A 16,715-nucleotide genomic window follows, 5' to 3' on the forward strand; every position below is an offset into this window, starting at 1 on the left:
CGTGAGTATCTTTCCGCTGACTCCGCCGCTGGTGGTTGCGCGCGCCGTACTCGCTGCCAGACGCCGTGTTCTGGATCTTGCCGATGCCGCGTTACCGGGGGAGTTCGCGCTGTTTCTGGACATAGCGTCGGCGTTGCAGCGCCCGAAGATCGCCGGCGTTCTCGTGTCCTCAGGGTTGGCTGATGCTCTGGGTAGTGACGCGCGCAATCCGGTCGATCTGGCCCATCAGTTGGGGCTGGACCGCGATGTGACGACCAGGATCGTCGAGGCCGCTATCGCCTCGCGGCTGATGCGACGAAACCGTCGGGGCCGCGTGCGATTGACCAGGGTCGGGGCACCGCTGCGCAGGGATCACCCAAAATCGATCGCTTCCTGGATTACCTACTATGCGCACCCCGATACATCGGCGGCTTTTGCTCATATGGATGCGCAGCTGCGTGAGGGAGCCCAGATCTCTGGATATGACCGGGCATTCGGCAAGTCGATGTGGGAGTACTTCGGCGATCACCCGGAGGTCGGGGCAGTATTCGCTGACGCCATGCGTCAGCTCACGGAGTTTGACCTTGCGGGAATCGTGCGAACTTATCCCTGGCCCGCACATGGGGTGATCTGCGACGTTGCCGGCGGGAAGGGCCATCTGCTTGCCGCCATTCTCGAATGCCGCCCCGAGGCGCGCGGGATCCTGCTCGATGCACCCGAGATCATTGCGCAAGCGGACGGATTTCTGCGTGATCGGGAAGTGAGTAATCGCATCGAGCGGCGCGTGGGTGATCTGTTCGGCCAGTTGGACGCTCAGGCTGACCTTTACACGATGAAGTGGATCATGCACGACTGGAGCGATGACGTGTGTCGCGACATTCTCAAACGTGTGCGCGCCACCATGCCGTCAGGTTCCACGCTGGTGACCATCGATTTGCACCATGAGTCCCGGCACCCGAATGCACTGACGTCGACGGCTGATGTGCTGATGCTGGTGACGTGTGAAGGTGGTCGGGAACGCTCACCGCAGCAGGTGCATGCTTTGATGCGCGAGGCGGGACTCACACCGGGACGAGTGCGCCACTTTGGGCCGACGATGATGGTGGAGGCCACCGCCCCTTAGTGGGAGCCGAAAAAGGCGCGTCTCATTGTCGATTCTTTGGCGCCGGCCTCGGCGGCGGCGAGTAGGACGAGGTGAGCGAACATTTCGGCTTCGCGTTCCTGCTCAGCGACGAAATGCTCACGCCCGAAGATCCTTTGAAGCTTTGCGGGATTGAAGTCGGGCAGTGTTTCGCGGCACAGGTCCAGGTGAAGTTGCGTCAGCCGGGTCCGGGTGTCGCATTGGTTGGCGTGGCCAAGCACCATGTGGCCCACTTCGTGGCAGATGATTTGGTCGATGTGGTGGTGGGAGGTTCCGGCCTCGTAGAGGATGAGGTCCTCGGCGTCGGTGATGAACCACAGTCCGCACGGGCTGTCTCGGAGCGTGGCGGTGTTGACCGGAACCAACCGGATTGGACGTCGCTGCCGGTGCGCCAAATTGTCGACGAACGCTTCGACATTCCACGGCACGGGAAGCGGAAGTTGACCTACGAGGTTGCTCAGTTCGGCGTTAGAGATGGTCACGGCCTGAACTTTCGCCAGAGTCGTCGACGACCGGTGGTAGCTGCTCGAGTTGGCGTATCTGGTCGGCCATAGCTGCCAGGCTGTTGATGGATTGGGTGGTGAGCCCCTGGGCCCGCATGGCCAGGCCACGCACACCGTTATCGCGCAGCGCCTGAATCCAGTTAAGTTGCGCGTCGATGCCAGGGTGCTCGCCGGGTTCGATCAGGTAATACGCTGATACGCCGAAGAATTCGGCTATCGCGCGTAGGTGCTGAACGGTCGGGTTAGTTTTGGCGCCGGTGCGCAGCTGCCATAGGTAGGTTGCGCTAATGGATACGCCGGTCTGTTCGGCGATCGCGGCCGCGGCGGTGGCGTTGGACATCATTGGTTCGGACGGCTTGCGCATGACGTCGAAGAGCCTGTTGAGTTTCACCGACAGTTCAGAGGAGCTGTCGGAGGGTTCGTCGCCGACGGTGCTGGGCAGTGCCGCCTCGTCTCCCACGGTTATCCTTCCGGTTGCATTGACTGTACCCGCAGGGCGCCTGCCCCACGGATTCGCCGTCCACGTGAACTGATGATAGCAGCCTACTTGCTTCCTTAGCCATCCGCCTATATAAACGGCGACATGGTGGATTCATCAGCGCTCCGCCGGCTCGCCATCCATCGCGAGCTGCGATCGCGGTTGCGTGAGGGCGAGGCGGCACGAGGGGCGATGAGGGTCATCGGTTCGCGCGGGCCGGCCGCGGCGCCGAGTCGGCGAGGGCGTGCCCGGAGGCGGGAAGCGCCGCGTCGAGCAACGACGGCTGCTCGAACGCCGCACATATTGTTATCTAATCGTTACCAAAAAAGTGTCGTCTCGACCTTTGCTGAGTTTCGTGACTTTGGCGCGCTGACCTGCTGGAATCTGTATGTGCACTCGCAACGCATCGGGGCGAGTCCACGTCGACCAGGAGGACTTCGATGACCCGAACAGCGCTAGCTTGCTGGCCTTTCGGTGTCGCCCCATCAGCCCACACCGCGTCCCCTACCTGCGCCAGGTATCGCAGGAACATCCGTCACGAACTACCAGTGGATGGATCGCCGAGTTTGCTGGTGGAGCCTCGGTCGTTAAACCGAGGTTCCAGCCGGGCGCTGGCGTGCGCGGCTGTACGCCGCCTGATATTCCTCAACACTGATATCCAGGCACGCAGCCAGCTTGGCGGCGTTGGCCTCAGTCAGTCCAAGGTCGGCGCGTTCGATACCGCGCAACGTCGTGGTGGCAATCTTGGCCGCTGCTGCCAACTGTGGTTGCGTCACGCCCCTGATAACGCGCCAGTCACCGGGGTAGCGCTCCTCAGCGGCCACCGTGACCACATCCTCGATCGGAGCCCCGAGGATGTTCATTACCCGCGCCAGCAGATCGACCTGCGGGGTCCCGCGGCCAGATTCCCATGCGTGCACGGTCGACTGTCCAACACCAGCCAGCCGAGCGAGGTCGCTAACACTCATGCCGCGCTCCTGGCGGACGGTCGCGAAGGCATGCGGATCAAATCCGCGCAGTACGCGTCTTGTCATGCGAGGCCCGCGCCGAGGTCCATAGTCAGACAGATTCACCGAGTTCTCCTAAATCCTGTCAAAGCTGCTGTCATAGACAGCTGTCTTATCCTAGAGTACGGTGTGCTTATCGATCTTACGAAGAGGAGCGATTCGGTGAAATTGCCTCGCGCACTTGCCCAGCGCCCGACACCGCAGATGCCTGACCTTCCTGGCTTCGAGCCGTGTTTTGATCCTCTTCCGGTGTCGCAAGGGCATCAGCTGCCGCCGGCGGTGCGGCCCCTGTACTGGTGGGCGGCTGCACTGCGCACCGAGGGGGACGTGGTGGTCGACATGCGGTTCGACCGATCGTCGATGGTTGCGACGATCACGGTGCGCCAGGCGTCGTATCGGTTGACCAGCGTCGTGCGCCGGTGTGAGGACACTGCGTGCATTCCGCAGAATCTGCCGGCGTTGATGGCGGAGGCGGTGTGGCGGCTGGGTGCGCTCGGGTGGACCGGGGAATTCGCTGCTCTGGTTGACCGGATGCGTGCTGCGGGGGTGGTCGCGCGACCGGCCGCGACCGGCAGGTGCGTCACACCTATTCCCCGGTGGCTGCGTCAGCCCGATACCGAGGTGCGCGTCGCCTATTGGTGGGCGATGAAGCTCATCGAACACGGGTGGCGGTTGCATGCGTGCGGGGATGCTGTTGCCCGGCATGGCTTCATTGCCGAAATTCCCACCACTGGCGCAGAGCCGCTGCTGGTGGTGTTTCCCGGCGATATGGCTCACGACGGGTCAGAGGCCTCGGCGTTGGCTCGACATCTTGCACGGCTGGGAAGCGGCCAGCGGATGGTCGTGCAAACCATTGTTGATCACGCGGCGAAGAAACGGGCCGGGTGATCTGAAGTGTTGTTCCCACAGGGCTTTTTAGGGGCGGTGGTAGCGCTGCTGCTCTAGTGGTGTCGCCGCCGGCGGCGCGTGATTCTGCACATTTTCATAGCGATGACCCTGTCCCAGATGCAGAGAAACCCCCCGAAGGGGGTTGCTCTTGGGTTGGACGAGAAGTTGCGACCTTCGCGTCCAGGGTCTCCCCGAGCGAGAAGGAGATGACTTTGCCAAGTCGATCTCAGGGTAGAGGCTACCCCATAACCGAATCAAGGGTTGCGGCCCGAAACCGCGGAATTGCCGCCCTGACGTGCGATAACGCGTCGCGTCACGGTGCAGCTGCGACCCGAGCGATACCGGCTGCGCCGGCTTGCTGGTCGCCCTCGCTGTTCGATGACTGCCCGTTGTGCGGCAAGCCGCCGATCGAGCCGGTCCGCGTGGAGGGCCAGCTGGCCTGCCGAGGTTGCACCGGGGCGTGCGTGGTCTGCGGGGCTGCGTGCATACCGGGCGACGATGCGTGCGGTGAATGCGCGCGGTGCTTGCGGATGCAGATGGTGCCGGCATGAGGACCCCGCATCTGCTGGCCGGCTCGTGCGCCTCGGCGGATCCCGAGGCTGCTTTCCGGCACGCCGAACTGGCTATTTGGGACGAGCTCGTGCACAGCTTGGCGCGCTATCCGCGCCCGTGGCGATCGGCCGAAGAAGGCGCGATGGTCCTGGGAGAAGAAGTCGACGAGTTGTGGGATGACGTGCGCGCCAACCGGATTGGGTGTGCGCGCGCGGAGGCTGCGCAGGTCGGTGCGATGGCGGTGCGCTTTTTGGTCGAGGTGTGCGAGCCCGGTGGTGCGATCCGGCAGCGGTGCCGGGATGCGCTGGCTGAGCAGGGCCGGCGGCGCGGTGAGGTCGGGCCGCGGGGTCGTGCGCTGGCGTCGAGCCATGAGGGTTTCGGGTTTCTCAAGCGCGAGTTCGACGCGTTGTGGTGCGCGGTGTGTAGCGGCGAGTCGGCGCGATCGGCGGCCCAGCGCGTGGCGGCGGTGGCGGTGCGCTTCATCGCCGAGATCGGTGCAGCGCCGGCGGGAAGGTTGGTGCGATGACGCTCAGTGGTCAGCTGTGGCGGCGCAAAGCGGTGTGCTTTGTGGAGATGCCCGATGCCCCCGAGGTGTGGACGCCGCCGCGTAAACCTCCTCTGGCGGTCCTGGTTCCGCTGGAGCAGATGTGCCAGCGGTGCCCGGTTCGGCGGGAGTGCGCGCGTGATGCGGTCGCATCCGAGGCGGAATGCGGCATGTATGCCGGGGTGTGGGTACCGGAGCGCAAGGAATCCAACGGGTGGTCTCCGGCCATGACGAAGTTGTGTGAGGTCGCCGGCCTGGACCCGGGTGAGCTTGGTTTCTGTGTGGCGGTGGGGGTTTCAGCATGAGCGCTCCCCGGTTCATCGCGCCGCGGCGGCCACGGCCGACTGACTTTTCGGCTGTGACGTGGGCGGCGAGGCTGCATCTGTGTGCAGTGGACGAAGAGCCTGAGGTCCGGCGGCGCCACATTGCCGCGCTGCTGGCGTTCACTCCCACGGTGGTGCGCGTGGACACCAGGATGAGGATCCGGTTCGAGCACGGGGCGACGGCGTTGTGGCTGAGCCAGGTGCTCGCACACAAGGATGTCGCATTGGCCGATGTCAGCACCGACGGCGGCGCGGTGACGATCTCGAATCCGCAGATTGTGCTGGGCCGCTATGGGTTTCGGGACGGCCGCTGGGTGTTCGGGCGTGATCCCGCCGCGGTGGTCGGGGTGAGCCGCGGTGCGGTTCATGCGGCGGCGACGTTCAGTCGGCGTGGCATGCAGGTGCTGTGCCCCAGCGCGCCGATGATGCTGACGTTGGCAGCGCTGCTGGCACGGTTGGGGATTAAGGCGCAGCCCAGTGCTGGTGAACCTCGCGCGGTGGTGGGTCCCGGGCGGGTCGTGGACGCTTTAGATCGGTTGGGGATCGCCAATGTCGGTGCCCAGTACCACCTCATGCGTGAGTCGAACGCAGGTGATGGGCTGTGAGCACGATCGTGGGGGACAGGTGGATCGCTCACCGCATCACCGCGCACCGCATGCACGCCTCGGGTGCGTCGCGGGGGGTCATCGCCGAGCATCTTGGGGTTACCAAGCGTTCGGTGTCGCGGTATCTGAATCTGCCGTGCCCGGATCGTCCGGTGCCCGACAGCGATGAGGTCGAGCTGGCCAGCTTTTACATGGAGGGGGCGTGCGGGCATTTTCCTGAATTGAATTGGGCCAGCCGCAGTTTGCTGATGCAGGCCGAAGTCAAGGAAGTGTGCAAGCACTGCCCGGTGTTGGCGAAATGCCGCAGCTATGGGCTCACCAACGGGCGCCACGACGTCGGCGTGTGGGGTGCGATGACCCTGGCGGAGCGGCAGCGCGAGATCCGTAGGCGTCAGCAGACCGGGTCGCGCCCGGGGCGTGACGATGTCGCGGGGGTGGCTTGAGATGACGATGATGCTGGATCTGCACCTACGTTCTAGCGCGCAGTTTTCGGCTGATCGGCGCTACCGGTACCGGTTGGCTCGGCGCTGGGGGCCGGGCCCGGCGCTGATGTTCGTTTCGCTGAACCCGTCGACGGCCGGCGAGCACATCAACGATGCCACTATCCGCCGCGACATCCGGTTCGCCCGCGGCTTCGGATATGACGCCCTTAGTGCGCTGAACTTGTATGCCGTGCGGTCGACTGACCCGAAAGCGATTGCTTGCGTGGATGATCCGGTCGGGCCGGACAACGATGCGTATCTGGATGCTGCGGCGGCCGAGCACGAGTTAGTCGTGTTCGCGTGGGGATTCGGGGCCCAGGCGCAGCGTGCGCGGGCGGTGGCGACGCGGATTTGGCGGATCTGTCGCGGCACTGGTGGCACCGTGGCGGTGTTGGGCTGGACCCAAGGTGGTCAGCCGCGGCATCCGCTTTACATGCGCGCCGATACCCAGTTGCAGTGCTTATCTGCCGGTGCGCATTTGAGTTTCCTCGACGTCGATGCGCGGTGGTCGGACTTGTTGTCTGACAGCGCAGTACTGGAGGGGCCCGCTTCGGTCAGCGCAGGTGTGCGGTGAACGCGGGCCTGCACAGTTTCGCCGTGGGTGCCTCAGCTGGGCTGAAGCCTCGGTGGCATGCGGTCAATGTCGCTGCGCTGCGGGCGCGCAAGGAGGCCGCGCGTGAGGACCGGGATGGCCACCGGGTGCAGGAGTACTCGGTGTGCGGGCTGCCGTGTATGTCGGCGGCCCGGCTCGGGCCGTTCACTCCCGATAACCCCTTGTTTGAGGAGGGGGGCCGCTGCGAGCGTTGCGGCTGGGTGGTGGCGGTGAGCTGCGGAACTCTCGATCAGGAGATCGACGGGTATACCCCGGTCGGGGTGGCGCGGCAGATCATTGCTGAGGCCGGGCTGGATCCGGATCTGTTACCCACGATCTTGATTGCGATCCTGGCCGATGCTCCGCCCGGGCTCGATGGGGAGTCGGGTCACCGTTCGGATCTGCTGGCCCATGCCGCGGCCCACCGGCCGGTGATCCTCATGTGTGAGCAGTGCAGCCGCACCGGGTGTTGCACCGAGGTGCATGGTCCGCTGACGACGACATGCCCACATGCCTCGGTGATCTGTGGGGCGTGCACCTTCACTGCAGGCACCTGGGCAGGGTGGTGGGAGGGTGCGGCCACCGGCGACTGTGATGTCGCGGCGCCGTGCTCGGTGCTGACCGAGCTCGCCTATGTCTACGGCATCATCACCCGTCCCACTGGGGTCGCGGACCCGTGGCGTGAGCCGGTGTCTCATGGGCAGCTCTAGGAGGGTGCGGCCACACACGCTGGCTCGCACGTGCAGGTATCTCGAATTAGCGGTTTTCGCAGCGGGTTTGGCTGTTTCAGCGGATAGGTGGTCGTGATGGGTTCGCTTCGAGAGGGTTCCTGCGGGTGCGGGTGGATCGTGGTTGACCCCTCTGGCTCACCGTATGCCTGGTATGGATCGGCGCTGGCCTGTGATGAGGGGGCGGTGTGGACGGTCTTTGAACCCGCCCCTGATGTGCGCGCGCAGCTGCTCAGTGCGGGGTGGTCGGTGCGGGCGGGGTCGGGCGTGGAATTGTTCGGTGCTGCCGCGGCGTCGAAGGTGTCCGCGTGAGCCCGCTCAGACCCGCCGGTGGGCGCCGTCCCGGCCGCGGGTCGCGGTCTGCCCTCATTGCGGGTGAGCCTGTGCGGCGCCACGATTCGTGCGCAGTGTGTGGCGGTGCGATCACCTACTATCCGCGCCGCAGTGACGATGTGGTGCCACGTACGTCCGCGGTCGATGAGGCCGTGCGGTGGAGTCACGACACGGTCAGCGACTGGATTAGTCGGCCGCACCGGGCCCGGCCGGCGGCCGGTGTCCGGTCGGGCTGCACCGAGGGCCGGACTCGGCGGGGTGTGCGCGCCGGTGGGCAGCGGGGTGTGCGGTGAGTGCGCCCAGCCGCAGCCAGGCACTCGGTGGGGTGCCGGCGCCGGTGGATGCGGTGGCGATCGCCGAACGCGTGGTAGCGGTCTTGGGAGAGTGTGTGTATCGGGCCGCGCGTGAGGTCGATTTGCAGGACGGTATCGAGCAAGTGTTGCGGCAGAACCGGTTTCGGTTCGATCGGGAATATCGGCTCAGTGCGCAGGATCGTCCGGATTTTCTGGTCGGTGGCTGCGTTGCTATCGAGGTCAAGATGCGCGCTGGCGGGTCGGCGGTGCTCTCGCAGCTGGTGCGCTACGCGGCCCATCGACGGGTGCAGGCCCTGGTGGTGGCCACGGCTCGGCTGTCGACGCTGTCCGGTATTCCCGCAGAGATTCTGGGTGTGCCAGTGCGGACGGTGGCATTGCCGGGACCGGGGCTGGCGCTGTGACCCCGGGGCAGTCGCTTGGCCCCGATCTGCCCGCGCCTGGGTGCGCGCGCTCCGCCGCGGACGCCGTGTCGCAGAACGCGGGGGTGATGGGGTGAGCGCCGCTGCAACAGCCGAGCATCGGCCCGTTGTCCGCCGCCGTCGGTTCGCGCACGACGACCTGGTCGCAGTGGACCTCTTCAGCGGATTCGGAGGCCTCACAAGAGGTATCGAGTTGGCCGGGTTCACCACCATCATGGCGGCCAACCACAACCGCTACAAAGTCGAGGTCCACGAGGCGAACCACCCGCACGCCGAACACTGGATCGCCAACCTCGTTGACCGCGATTCTTCGGACTACCACTCGGCGCGAGACTTACCGGCTAGCGACTTGCTCGTAGCGGGTGTCAGCTGCTTCGCCGCTGGATCCCTCGTCCTGACACGGCGCGGCCTCGTCCCGATCGAGACCGTCTGCGTCGGCGACGAGGTGTGGACGCACCGCGCGCGCTGGCGGCCGGTCACGCGCACGTCGGCCGTCGAACGCCCCACGATCACGGTCAACGCCACCACCGCGATTACCTGCACCAGGGATCACCCGTTTTGGGCCGCGTCTGCGGAACGCGAGTATCAACCGCGCCGCAAGTACCAGCCGCTCGACGGTGCGTGCTGCCTCGAATGCGGCGGTACCGCTACGCGCTTCAGGTCCACGCGCAAGGCTCGGCTGTATTGCTCGACAGCGTGCAGGCGCGCCGCGGATCAGCGTCGAGCACTCCCCTTACTCGGCGAACGTCGGGAAGTCCGAGCGGACAGCCTGAACGGCGTGTTCGTAGGTTCTCCAATCCTTGACAGCGCCGGCGCCGAGCTGCCCGTCATTGACGGTATCGGACCTATTACGCACGACATCGCATGCATGTTGGGCCGGTGGGTCGGCGACGGATGGGTGAGTCGCCGGCCTGAGCGTAACGGCGCGTGGTCGCGCGTCACGATTTGCGCAAGCCATGCCGAGGCGGACGAACTCGGCAAGGAGCTGTCCCGGCTTTCGCTGCCGTGGAATCGAACGCGTCAGCGCACTACCGACACCTTCCATGTCAACCGCCTTGGCCTGGCCACGTTTATCGTCGACAACTTCGGCCACGGCGCTGGCGGCAAACGGGTACCGACGTGGATGTTGTTTGCGCCGCGAACGATCCGCCAGGCGTTCGTCGATGGCTATATGTCGGCGGACGGGTACGCGTGCCGAGATGGGCTGCGTGTCCAAGCGGTGACCGTCTCGAAAGAACTCGCAGTCGCGATGCGCCTGATGCTGACCTCGCTGGACTATTACGCGACGGTCACCTTCGCGCCAAAGGCGCCGGCGGCTGTCATCGAGGGCCGCGTAGTCCGGCAGAGGCCGCAGTGGGTAGTAACGGCGCACCGGTGCCGAGACCGCCGCCCGAAGCATCGCGACGCCGATGGTTACCGATGGGGCAAGGCCAGCGGCACCGTGACGCCCGGCGATGCGGTGACCGTTTACAACATGACGGTCGACGAGGATCACACCTACGTCGTCGATGGCGTGGTTGTGCACAACTGCACTAATCACTCGCAGGCCAACACGAAAAAGGCATACGCGCAGAGCCTTTCGCTGTTCGACATGGAAGACCCCGACTTCGAGGCTAGTGTCACCCGCTCCGAGCGTGACCGGGCGACCGCGAACTGCGTCCTTGCCTACGCCGCCCAGCATCATCCCCGGTTGATCCTGGTCGAGTGCACGACCGAGCTCACCTCGTGGGGGCCGGCTGTGCCCGGTCGGCGCAAGGTGGGTGACGGGTCGACGTACCGGTGGTGGCTGGGCGAGTTCGGCAAGCTCGGCTACCGCTACCGCGTCATGTACTTGAACTCGATGTTCTTCGGGGTACCTCAAAGTCGCGATCGCCTCTATATCGCGTTCTGGGACAGGAGAATCCCTACACCCGATTTGGAGCACCGCCCGCCGTCGTGGTGCGGCTCCTGCGGCCGGGTCGTCGAAGCGGTCTGGACCTGGCGCACCGGAGTGCCGCCGACCGGCTCGGTGCGGTACGGCAAGCAATACGAGTACCGCTGCCCATCGTGTCGGCACGCCGTGAGGCCACCGGTGACACCGTCGCTGGCCGCGCTGGACCTTTCCAACCTCGGCACCCGTATCGGGGACCGCAAGAAACCGCTCGCAGCGGCCACCATGGCCCGCGCTGAACGCTGCCGGCAGCGATTCGCCGAATTCCCGGCAGTTCTGATGCCCGCCAAGGCCGCCCGCGGCTCGGAGCGACACCCATGGCAGCCGATGGCCACCCAAACCAGCCAGCAAGAGACCGCGATCCTGTCGACCGGGGCCGCCATCGCGGCCGCCGCCAACACCTGCGAGCGGCCGGGATCAACGTGGCGCGGCCGGGATCTGTCGGAGCCGTTGTGGGCACACACCACCACCTCGACGGGGCCCCTCACGCCGGCGGCCGCGCTCACGGGTCAGGTGACGGCCGCGCATCGCCACAACGGCGACGGCAAGCACCTCACCCAACCGATGGACACTGTCACCAGCACCCATGAGAAAGCGGTCCTGTTCGCGGTCAACAACTTCCAGGGCGCACCCCGGGCCGCCGATGAGCCACTGCCGACCCAAGGCGGGTCCGAGACGCTGTCGCTGTTGTCGACCGGGGTAGTGCCGTACCGCAAGCACACCACGCCGACCACACACGCCGAGGCGATGCCTACCGTCACCTCCGAGCAGATCCCCGCGCTGATCACCGCAGCAGGTCGGGTGCAGTGCAACGGGTCGATCGACGAGGCGAAATACCGCGCCTACCCGTTGGACAAGCCGCTGGGAACCGTGGTCGGCTCAGCGATCACACAGGGCGTGCTGTTCGCGGGCTGGTACAAGCAGAACGGCAGCCACGGAATGGAGACCGCCTCGCATCCGGTGGCCGATCCGCTCGGCACACTCACACCCCGGGACACCACCGCCCTGCTGAGCGCCGAATGGCGTGCATCACTGGCCGACCTCCCACTCGCGGACTGCTACTTCCGGATGATGGCCGCCCACGAAATCGGGCGCGGCTGCGGATTCGACGTCACCTTCGGCGACTACCCCGGCACGTTCCTCGTCTGGGGCTCCGCGAGGGACCAGACCGACGGCTTCGGTAACGCCGTCTCCCCTCAGGTCGGGGAGTGGATCGGCAGACGGCTGCGCGCTGCACTTCACCAAGCAGCCGCCGCATGACCGATCAGACGACGAGGTCCGAAATGTCAGACGCGCCAACGGTTACGGGCGGGATGGACAGCATCATCCTCCTGGTTTCCGCGCCGCGGTTGGCGCGGCACGTGGGTAGGCCTGGACAGATTCTGGGTGTGCCGATTCGCGCGACGGCACTGTTCAGGCCGGGGCTGTCGCGGTGACCGCGCGGGTGGTAGGGGCATACCGGTGGCTGGCAGCGGGTCTGTGGGAGATCGAGGCCGCACCGGACGTCATGATCATGATCAAGAGGATCTTTCCTCGAGTCGATGCCACCCCCCGGGGCACCGTCACGTTGACGTCTACCTTGGAGGTAGCGCGCAACCTGGAGTGGCTGCTGGATCGCTGGCCGATGAAGGCCTCCCCGGGCGACAGGCAACGGCTGCGGTCATTGGCGCGCGAGCATCGCCGCGCCGAACGTGCTGTGCAACAGGTTCTTTCCGGACAGCACTTGCCGACAGGATCCGGCGCCGGCTGGGTAAGTCCTGCGGTGGCGCTGCGCGCCTATCAGCGGACGGCGCGTGATCTGGTGTGGGCTACCGGCGGTGTGTGCATCGCCGACGAGCTCGGTGCGGGCAAGACGTTCACGAGTTTGGCGCTGTTGGAACAGCCGGCGGCCCGGCCTGCGTTGGCGGTGACGCTGACCGGAACGATGCCGCGGCAGTGGCGCCGCCAGCTCGCGCAGTTCTACCCGGACCTGACTTCGATCGAGGTGCAAAACGGGCCGGTGCACTCCCTGCAACGCCGTGGGCGCACCGCGGATCTGATCGTGATGAACTACGCGAAGCTGGCCAAGTGGCAACACCACCTCAAAGGCGTTGTCCGGACAGTCATCTTCGATGAGGTCCAGGAGTTGCGCCGCGCAGAATCCGACCGCTATAAGGCCGCGACGACGGTCGCGGGGGCAGCGGCCTACCGCGTCGGGTTGTCGGGCACACCGATTTACAACTACGGCGGCGAAATCTACAACGTCATCGACGTGCTACGCCCGGGTGCGCTGGGCAGCCGCGAAGAGTTCGCCAGGGAGTGGTGCCACACGTCGGGGCTGGACACCAAGACCCAAGTCTTTGATCCGCCGGCGCTGCGGTCCCATCTGATTTCTCAGGGGCTGCTGCTGCGACGCACGCTCGAAGAGGTGGGGATCGAGATCCCGCCGACCATTCCGATCGAGCAGTGCGTGCCCTCCGATCCCGCCGTGCTTGCCCAGATCGAGGGCAACGCGGTCGCGTTGGCCCGGCTGATCCTGGACCAAAGCGCCAATCAGCGTCAACGGTGGAGTGCTGCAGGGCAATTCGACTGGATCATGCGTCAGCAGACCGGTATCGCCAAAGCGCCATTTGTTGCTGACTTCGTGGAGATGATCTTGCAGAGCGAGCAGCGGGTGATGCTGTTGGGCTGGCATCACGCAGTGCACGACATCTGGGCGCAACGGCTAAGCCAGTATCGGCCGGCGATGTACACCGGGCGGGAAACGAACCGCCAAAAAGAGCGCTCGATCGACGATTTCATGGCGGGCCGGTCCCGGGTGCTGATTTCGTCGCTGCGTTCCGGGGCGGGTATCGATGGGCTGCAGCACGTGGTGAACACGCTGGTGTTCGGAGAGTTGGACTGGTCCCCGGCGGTCCACAAGCAGGCCATGGGCCGGCCCGGGCGGCCCGGTCAAACGAAGCCGGTGCGCGCCTACTTCTGTATCACCGACTATGGGTCCGATCCGGTCATGCTCGAAACCCTCGACATCAAGAGCCTGCAGGCCGCCGGGCTGATCACCGGCACCGGACGAGGCGGTGTGGTCAAGGCCGCGCCCGTGGCGATGACGCCCGAAAAGTACGACCAGATCCGGCGATTGGCCGCCCAGGTGGTCGAACAGGTCGATCAGCAATCGGCGCCGAGGAGGATCGCGTGAGCACCGCCTCCTCCGGTCGTCGATTGGCCTTCTCCCGCGTTGAGAGGGTCTGTGGCGGTGGTGTGCTGCCCGCCTGGTCACTTCACCGCGGGTGCGGGGGCGGTGGTCGGTGATGGCGAACAATCCCCGCTGGGCCGAAGTGTCTGCTGAAGCCAACGCGGTCCGGGCTCGCCAGGCCGGTCAGGAGCAGGCGGTGCTGGCGCGCGCTGCAGTGGCAGTGCTGCGCATGCAGGAGGGCCCGCATGTGACGCGGTGGATCCAAGCGCTGCAGCACCGCATCGAGCGGCCCGACGCCACGCTGGCCGAGTTGAGCCAGTCGATGTACCCGCCGCTGACCAAGAATGCCTACGCCGCGCTGCTGCGGCGTGCGCTGCGGGGCGCCGAAATCGCCGCCACCGCAGCGTCATCCGAACAGAAGGGGAACTGATCAGTGTTGAAGCGACTCATCGGCACGGTGGCGATCTGGGCGGCCCGGCGGCGCGCGCCGTCGGCGTTTACACGGCAGTGCTGCGACAGCGGTCTTGAGCGCGAGATCGCGGCGGCGCTGACCGACGAAACGCTGGCGTGGGCTCTGAACACCTGGGGTCCTCGATATTTGTGACAGCTGTGACAGGCGTCAATTCCTGCGACATTGCCGCTGGTGGTGCCGGCAACACCACCGCGCGGCCGCGTCGGTCCCAGTCCATCGGCTCGTGGCGTGGTCGGATGGACGGTAACGACTCGGTAAAGGAGGTTCAGCAGCCCGAACACACCCGTTGACGACGGGATTTGACAACTGGATAGCGGGATCCGTATAGGACAGGCCCCCCAGGTTGGGGGCTGGTGGGAAGTTCTGACGAGCTAATCGGAGCGGTCGGTCCGAATTCTGGACAGAAACCCCCGAGGGGGTTTTTGAAAAGAAGTTCTAAGAGCTGATCCTCGGAGCGCCAACTCCGAGGCCTTGATGAGAGATAAAGCGCCAACTCGATCTCTCGGATCCCCAGGTAAATGAGGAGAACACCGTGCTAGGTAGTTCTCAGGGTAGCTTGCACCCTGGACACAGTTCAAGATTTCCGCGCCGAGTTTCACAAAAACCCTCTCTGAACTGCACAGAAGTCGATGCGTCATGGGCGTGTCGCGAACGGGGAAATCCCGGCTTTCGTGCGACCTTCGGCGACTCCGGCGCCGACGATTCTGGCGCCGGTCCTGCGGTGTCGGCCGCCCGCCCGGGTCGTGGCCGCACCGCGCGTGTGCACAGCGTTGGTTTCGCCGACGGCGAGGTCTCTGTGCGCTACACCTGCGCGCGCTCGGCCCCGGCCGCGGCCCGCACCGCCCGCCGGCAGTGGATCGAACAGGCCGGCCACACACCGGCTCAAACCCCGATGTGGCCGAGCCGCGACGCCTGGTTGACCGAACTGTCAGCCTGGCTGGCCACCGACGATGGGTTGGCCGAATGCGCGCGAGTGCACCTGCGGCCCGAACGCGCGCTGCAGGTGGCCATGGTGCTCGCCGCCCACGCCGACCACGCCACCGGACGGAACTGCGCGGTCACCAACGCCACCGTCGCCCAGGGCGCCGCCTGCTCACAGCGCACCGTCACCACCGCGCGCGACATCTTGAGAGTCTCGGGACTGGGCGTGGAAGCTCACCGCGGCAGCGGTTCGGCCTCGACCCCTGGATTCGGGCGCCGACCTTCGGTTTGGCATCTCATCAGCCGCCGCCCGGCCGATGCCTGCGCGGCGGGTCACGCTGTTTGCGACCTACCGCCATCACGTAGTGATAGGCGGTTATCTCTAGAAAGATCTCACTCACCAAACGCGCGTCCGCGCGCGTCGCGATCCCCATCCAGCCCCACCCGACACTCACCATCGCGGCGCTCGCTGCGCGCGCCACGACCCCTGGCCGTGCAGCGCCTAGCTGATGAGCTTGTCGGCAACCGTTACGGCCGCGCCCCGCTGTGTCATGGACTGGGCCGTGGTCACATCGGTGCCATCTGCGACGCGCTCATGACTGCGGGCATCGATCCCGCTGTGTGGTCGGCTAGCCAGCTCACTGAGGCACTGAACACCCAGATGCGATCCACGGGGTGGTCGTGGCCCGACCGCATCGAACGGCCGGCGGCGTTTCTTACCTCGCGTCTGCGGGCACTACCGGCCCGCCCCTGCGCGGCAGGCCGGGGCGGCGGGACCGCCGCCAGCCCGAACAAGAATGTCCGGGTCACTATGCAGGTCCGCGACGCTGAGCCCAACCCCACCCAAGCCCACACTCAACGGTGGTACGCCGATGTGGTCGCCGCGACGACCCCCGCACAGCGTCAGAGGTTGCTGCAAGCCCACGAAACGAAGTTCGGGCCGATCGTGGATCCCATCGTCGCGCTGGCCAACGCCGGCCGCCGTGCTTCGCGACTGTTTCCGCAGCAGCCGCTCACTGACAGCCTGATCCGGTGGGCTCAGGACGTCCTGGGCGGACAACCCAGAGTTGTTGCAGCCAAACCTCTTCCCGCGGCTACCTCACTGAGTACCGAGCTGCTGATCGACCTGGCGATCGGCAAGTGCGAATGCATCGTGTGCGCTGCGCCCCACGCTGTAGCGCGCCCGCAGCTACCGCTGTCATCCATGGTGTGCGAGCACTGCTGGCCAGTTATCGCCGCCGAACTCGACGACCCCAACAGCGACACCCCCGAGGAGACGTGGACGGCATGACCGATCTGCAGGACGCCCCGACCCACTGCCGCAACCAGAAT

18 protein-coding genes are annotated in these 16,715 nt (G+C 65.9%); 14 read left to right on the forward strand and 4 right to left on the reverse strand.

The genetic code is table 11. From position 1 onward, the window contains the following. Position 1 precedes the first annotated feature (1 nt). Entirely contained in the window at positions 2–1,102 is a 1,101-nt protein-coding gene (locus tag ACZYZ9_RS23680) for a methyltransferase (RefSeq protein WP_133437166.1), read from the forward strand. On the opposite strand, the gene ACZYZ9_RS23685 is transcribed toward ACZYZ9_RS23680, so the two are convergent. From ACZYZ9_RS23685 to ACZYZ9_RS23695, 3 genes are all read right to left on the reverse strand, one after another. Continuing rightward, positions 1,099–1,602 carry a hypothetical protein gene (locus tag ACZYZ9_RS23685; RefSeq protein WP_133437167.1) on the reverse strand — a complete coding sequence of 168 codons (504 nt, stop codon included), beginning with the start codon at positions 1,600–1,602 and terminating at the stop codon, positions 1,099–1,101. The genes ACZYZ9_RS23680 and ACZYZ9_RS23685 overlap by 4 nt on opposite strands. Further along, positions 1,589–2,083, reverse strand: a complete 495-nt coding sequence (locus ACZYZ9_RS23690; RefSeq protein ID WP_370530969.1) for an XRE family transcriptional regulator — start codon at positions 2,081–2,083, stop codon at positions 1,589–1,591. Before ACZYZ9_RS23690 ends, ACZYZ9_RS23685 begins: the two co-directional genes overlap by 14 nt. A 605-nt stretch (positions 2,084–2,688) precedes the next feature. Continuing rightward, positions 2,689–3,174: a helix-turn-helix transcriptional regulator gene (locus ACZYZ9_RS23695; protein WP_133437168.1), complete on the reverse strand. Its 486-nt coding sequence runs from the start codon at positions 3,172–3,174 to the stop codon at positions 2,689–2,691. A 183-nt stretch (positions 3,175–3,357) separates the two neighbouring features. Between ACZYZ9_RS23695 and ACZYZ9_RS23700 the strand changes: the two genes are divergently transcribed. From ACZYZ9_RS23700 to ACZYZ9_RS23755, 12 genes are all read left to right on the forward strand, one after another. Next, positions 3,358–3,996 carry a hypothetical protein gene (locus tag ACZYZ9_RS23700; RefSeq protein WP_240743945.1) on the forward strand — a complete coding sequence of 213 codons (639 nt, stop codon included), beginning with the start codon at positions 3,358–3,360 and terminating at the stop codon, positions 3,994–3,996. 547 nt (positions 3,997–4,543) lie between these two features. Continuing rightward, positions 4,544–5,074 (forward strand): hypothetical protein, encoded by a 531-nt coding sequence (locus tag ACZYZ9_RS23705; protein WP_133437171.1) that lies wholly within the window; start codon positions 4,544–4,546, stop codon positions 5,072–5,074. Continuing rightward, positions 5,071–5,397, forward strand: coding sequence for a WhiB family transcriptional regulator (locus ACZYZ9_RS23710; RefSeq protein WP_133437172.1), 327 nt, complete (start codon positions 5,071–5,073; stop codon positions 5,395–5,397). The genes ACZYZ9_RS23705 and ACZYZ9_RS23710 overlap by 4 nt, the downstream gene beginning before the upstream one ends. Before the next feature lie 86 nt (positions 5,398–5,483). After that, positions 5,484–6,020: a hypothetical protein gene (locus tag ACZYZ9_RS23715; RefSeq protein ID WP_240743944.1), complete on the forward strand. Its 537-nt coding sequence runs from the start codon at positions 5,484–5,486 to the stop codon at positions 6,018–6,020. Further along, positions 6,017–6,463 carry a WhiB family transcriptional regulator gene (locus ACZYZ9_RS23720; protein ID WP_240743943.1) on the forward strand — a complete coding sequence of 149 codons (447 nt, stop codon included), beginning with the start codon at positions 6,017–6,019 and terminating at the stop codon, positions 6,461–6,463. The genes ACZYZ9_RS23715 and ACZYZ9_RS23720 overlap by 4 nt, the downstream gene beginning before the upstream one ends. A gap of 1 nt (position 6,464) precedes the next feature. Continuing rightward, a complete protein-coding gene (locus ACZYZ9_RS23725; RefSeq protein ID WP_133437174.1) occupies positions 6,465–7,076 on the forward strand; it encodes a DUF1643 domain-containing protein in 612 nt (203 codons plus the stop codon). 23 nt (positions 7,077–7,099) lie between these two features. Then, positions 7,100–7,804, forward strand: a complete 705-nt coding sequence (locus ACZYZ9_RS23730) for a hypothetical protein (RefSeq protein ID WP_205879618.1) — start codon at positions 7,100–7,102, stop codon at positions 7,802–7,804. Between the two features lie 138 nt (positions 7,805–7,942). Continuing rightward, positions 7,943–8,134 (forward strand): hypothetical protein, encoded by a 192-nt coding sequence (locus tag ACZYZ9_RS23735; protein WP_133449238.1) that lies wholly within the window; start codon positions 7,943–7,945, stop codon positions 8,132–8,134. Positions 8,135–8,444: 310 nt separating this feature from the next. After that, positions 8,445–8,870, forward strand: coding sequence for a hypothetical protein (locus ACZYZ9_RS23740; RefSeq protein WP_240743941.1), 426 nt, complete (start codon positions 8,445–8,447; stop codon positions 8,868–8,870). 91 nt (positions 8,871–8,961) lie between these two features. After that, positions 8,962–12,078, forward strand: coding sequence for a DNA cytosine methyltransferase (locus tag ACZYZ9_RS23745; protein WP_133449237.1), 3,117 nt, complete (start codon positions 8,962–8,964; stop codon positions 12,076–12,078). Between the two features lie 172 nt (positions 12,079–12,250). Further along, the gene (locus ACZYZ9_RS23750; RefSeq protein WP_133437176.1) at positions 12,251–13,993 is read left to right on the forward strand and encodes an SNF2-related protein; all 1,743 of its coding nucleotides are present in this window, start codon (positions 12,251–12,253) and stop codon (positions 13,991–13,993) included. A 112-nt stretch (positions 13,994–14,105) separates the two neighbouring features. Continuing rightward, a complete protein-coding gene (locus ACZYZ9_RS23755; protein ID WP_240743940.1) occupies positions 14,106–14,420 on the forward strand; it encodes a helix-turn-helix domain-containing protein in 315 nt (104 codons plus the stop codon). Positions 14,421–15,344: 924 nt separating this feature from the next. On the opposite strand, the gene ACZYZ9_RS23760 is transcribed toward ACZYZ9_RS23755, so the two are convergent. After that, positions 15,345–15,587: a hypothetical protein gene (locus tag ACZYZ9_RS23760; RefSeq protein WP_133437178.1), complete on the reverse strand. Its 243-nt coding sequence runs from the start codon at positions 15,585–15,587 to the stop codon at positions 15,345–15,347. 289 nt (positions 15,588–15,876) lie between these two features. Here ACZYZ9_RS23760 and ACZYZ9_RS23765 point away from each other — a divergent pair, with 289 nt between their 5' ends. Next, positions 15,877–16,674: a hypothetical protein gene (locus tag ACZYZ9_RS23765; RefSeq protein WP_133449236.1), complete on the forward strand. Its 798-nt coding sequence runs from the start codon at positions 15,877–15,879 to the stop codon at positions 16,672–16,674. The last annotated feature ends 41 nt before the right edge of the window (positions 16,675–16,715 follow it).

Source organism: Mycobacterium sp. IDUB_28 (assembly GCF_055419285.1).

Bases quoted from the DNA above. Each gene is read 5' to 3' on its own strand.
- ACZYZ9_RS23705 (WP_133437171.1), top strand. From the start codon at position 4,544: ATGAGGACCCCGCATCTGCTGGCCGGCTCGTGCGCCTCGGCGGATCCC.
- ACZYZ9_RS23710 (WP_133437172.1), top strand. From the start codon at position 5,071: ATGACGCTCAGTGGTCAGCTGTGGCGGCGCAAAGCGGTGTGCTTTGTG.
- ACZYZ9_RS23725 (WP_133437174.1), top strand. From the start codon at position 6,465: ATGACGATGATGCTGGATCTGCACCTACGTTCTAGCGCGCAGTTTTCG.
- ACZYZ9_RS23755 (WP_240743940.1), top strand. From the start codon at position 14,106: ATGGCGAACAATCCCCGCTGGGCCGAAGTGTCTGCTGAAGCCAACGCG.
- ACZYZ9_RS23760 (WP_133437178.1), bottom strand. From the start codon at position 15,587: ATGTCGCGCGCGGTGGTGACGGTGCGCTGTGAGCAGGCGGCGCCCTGG.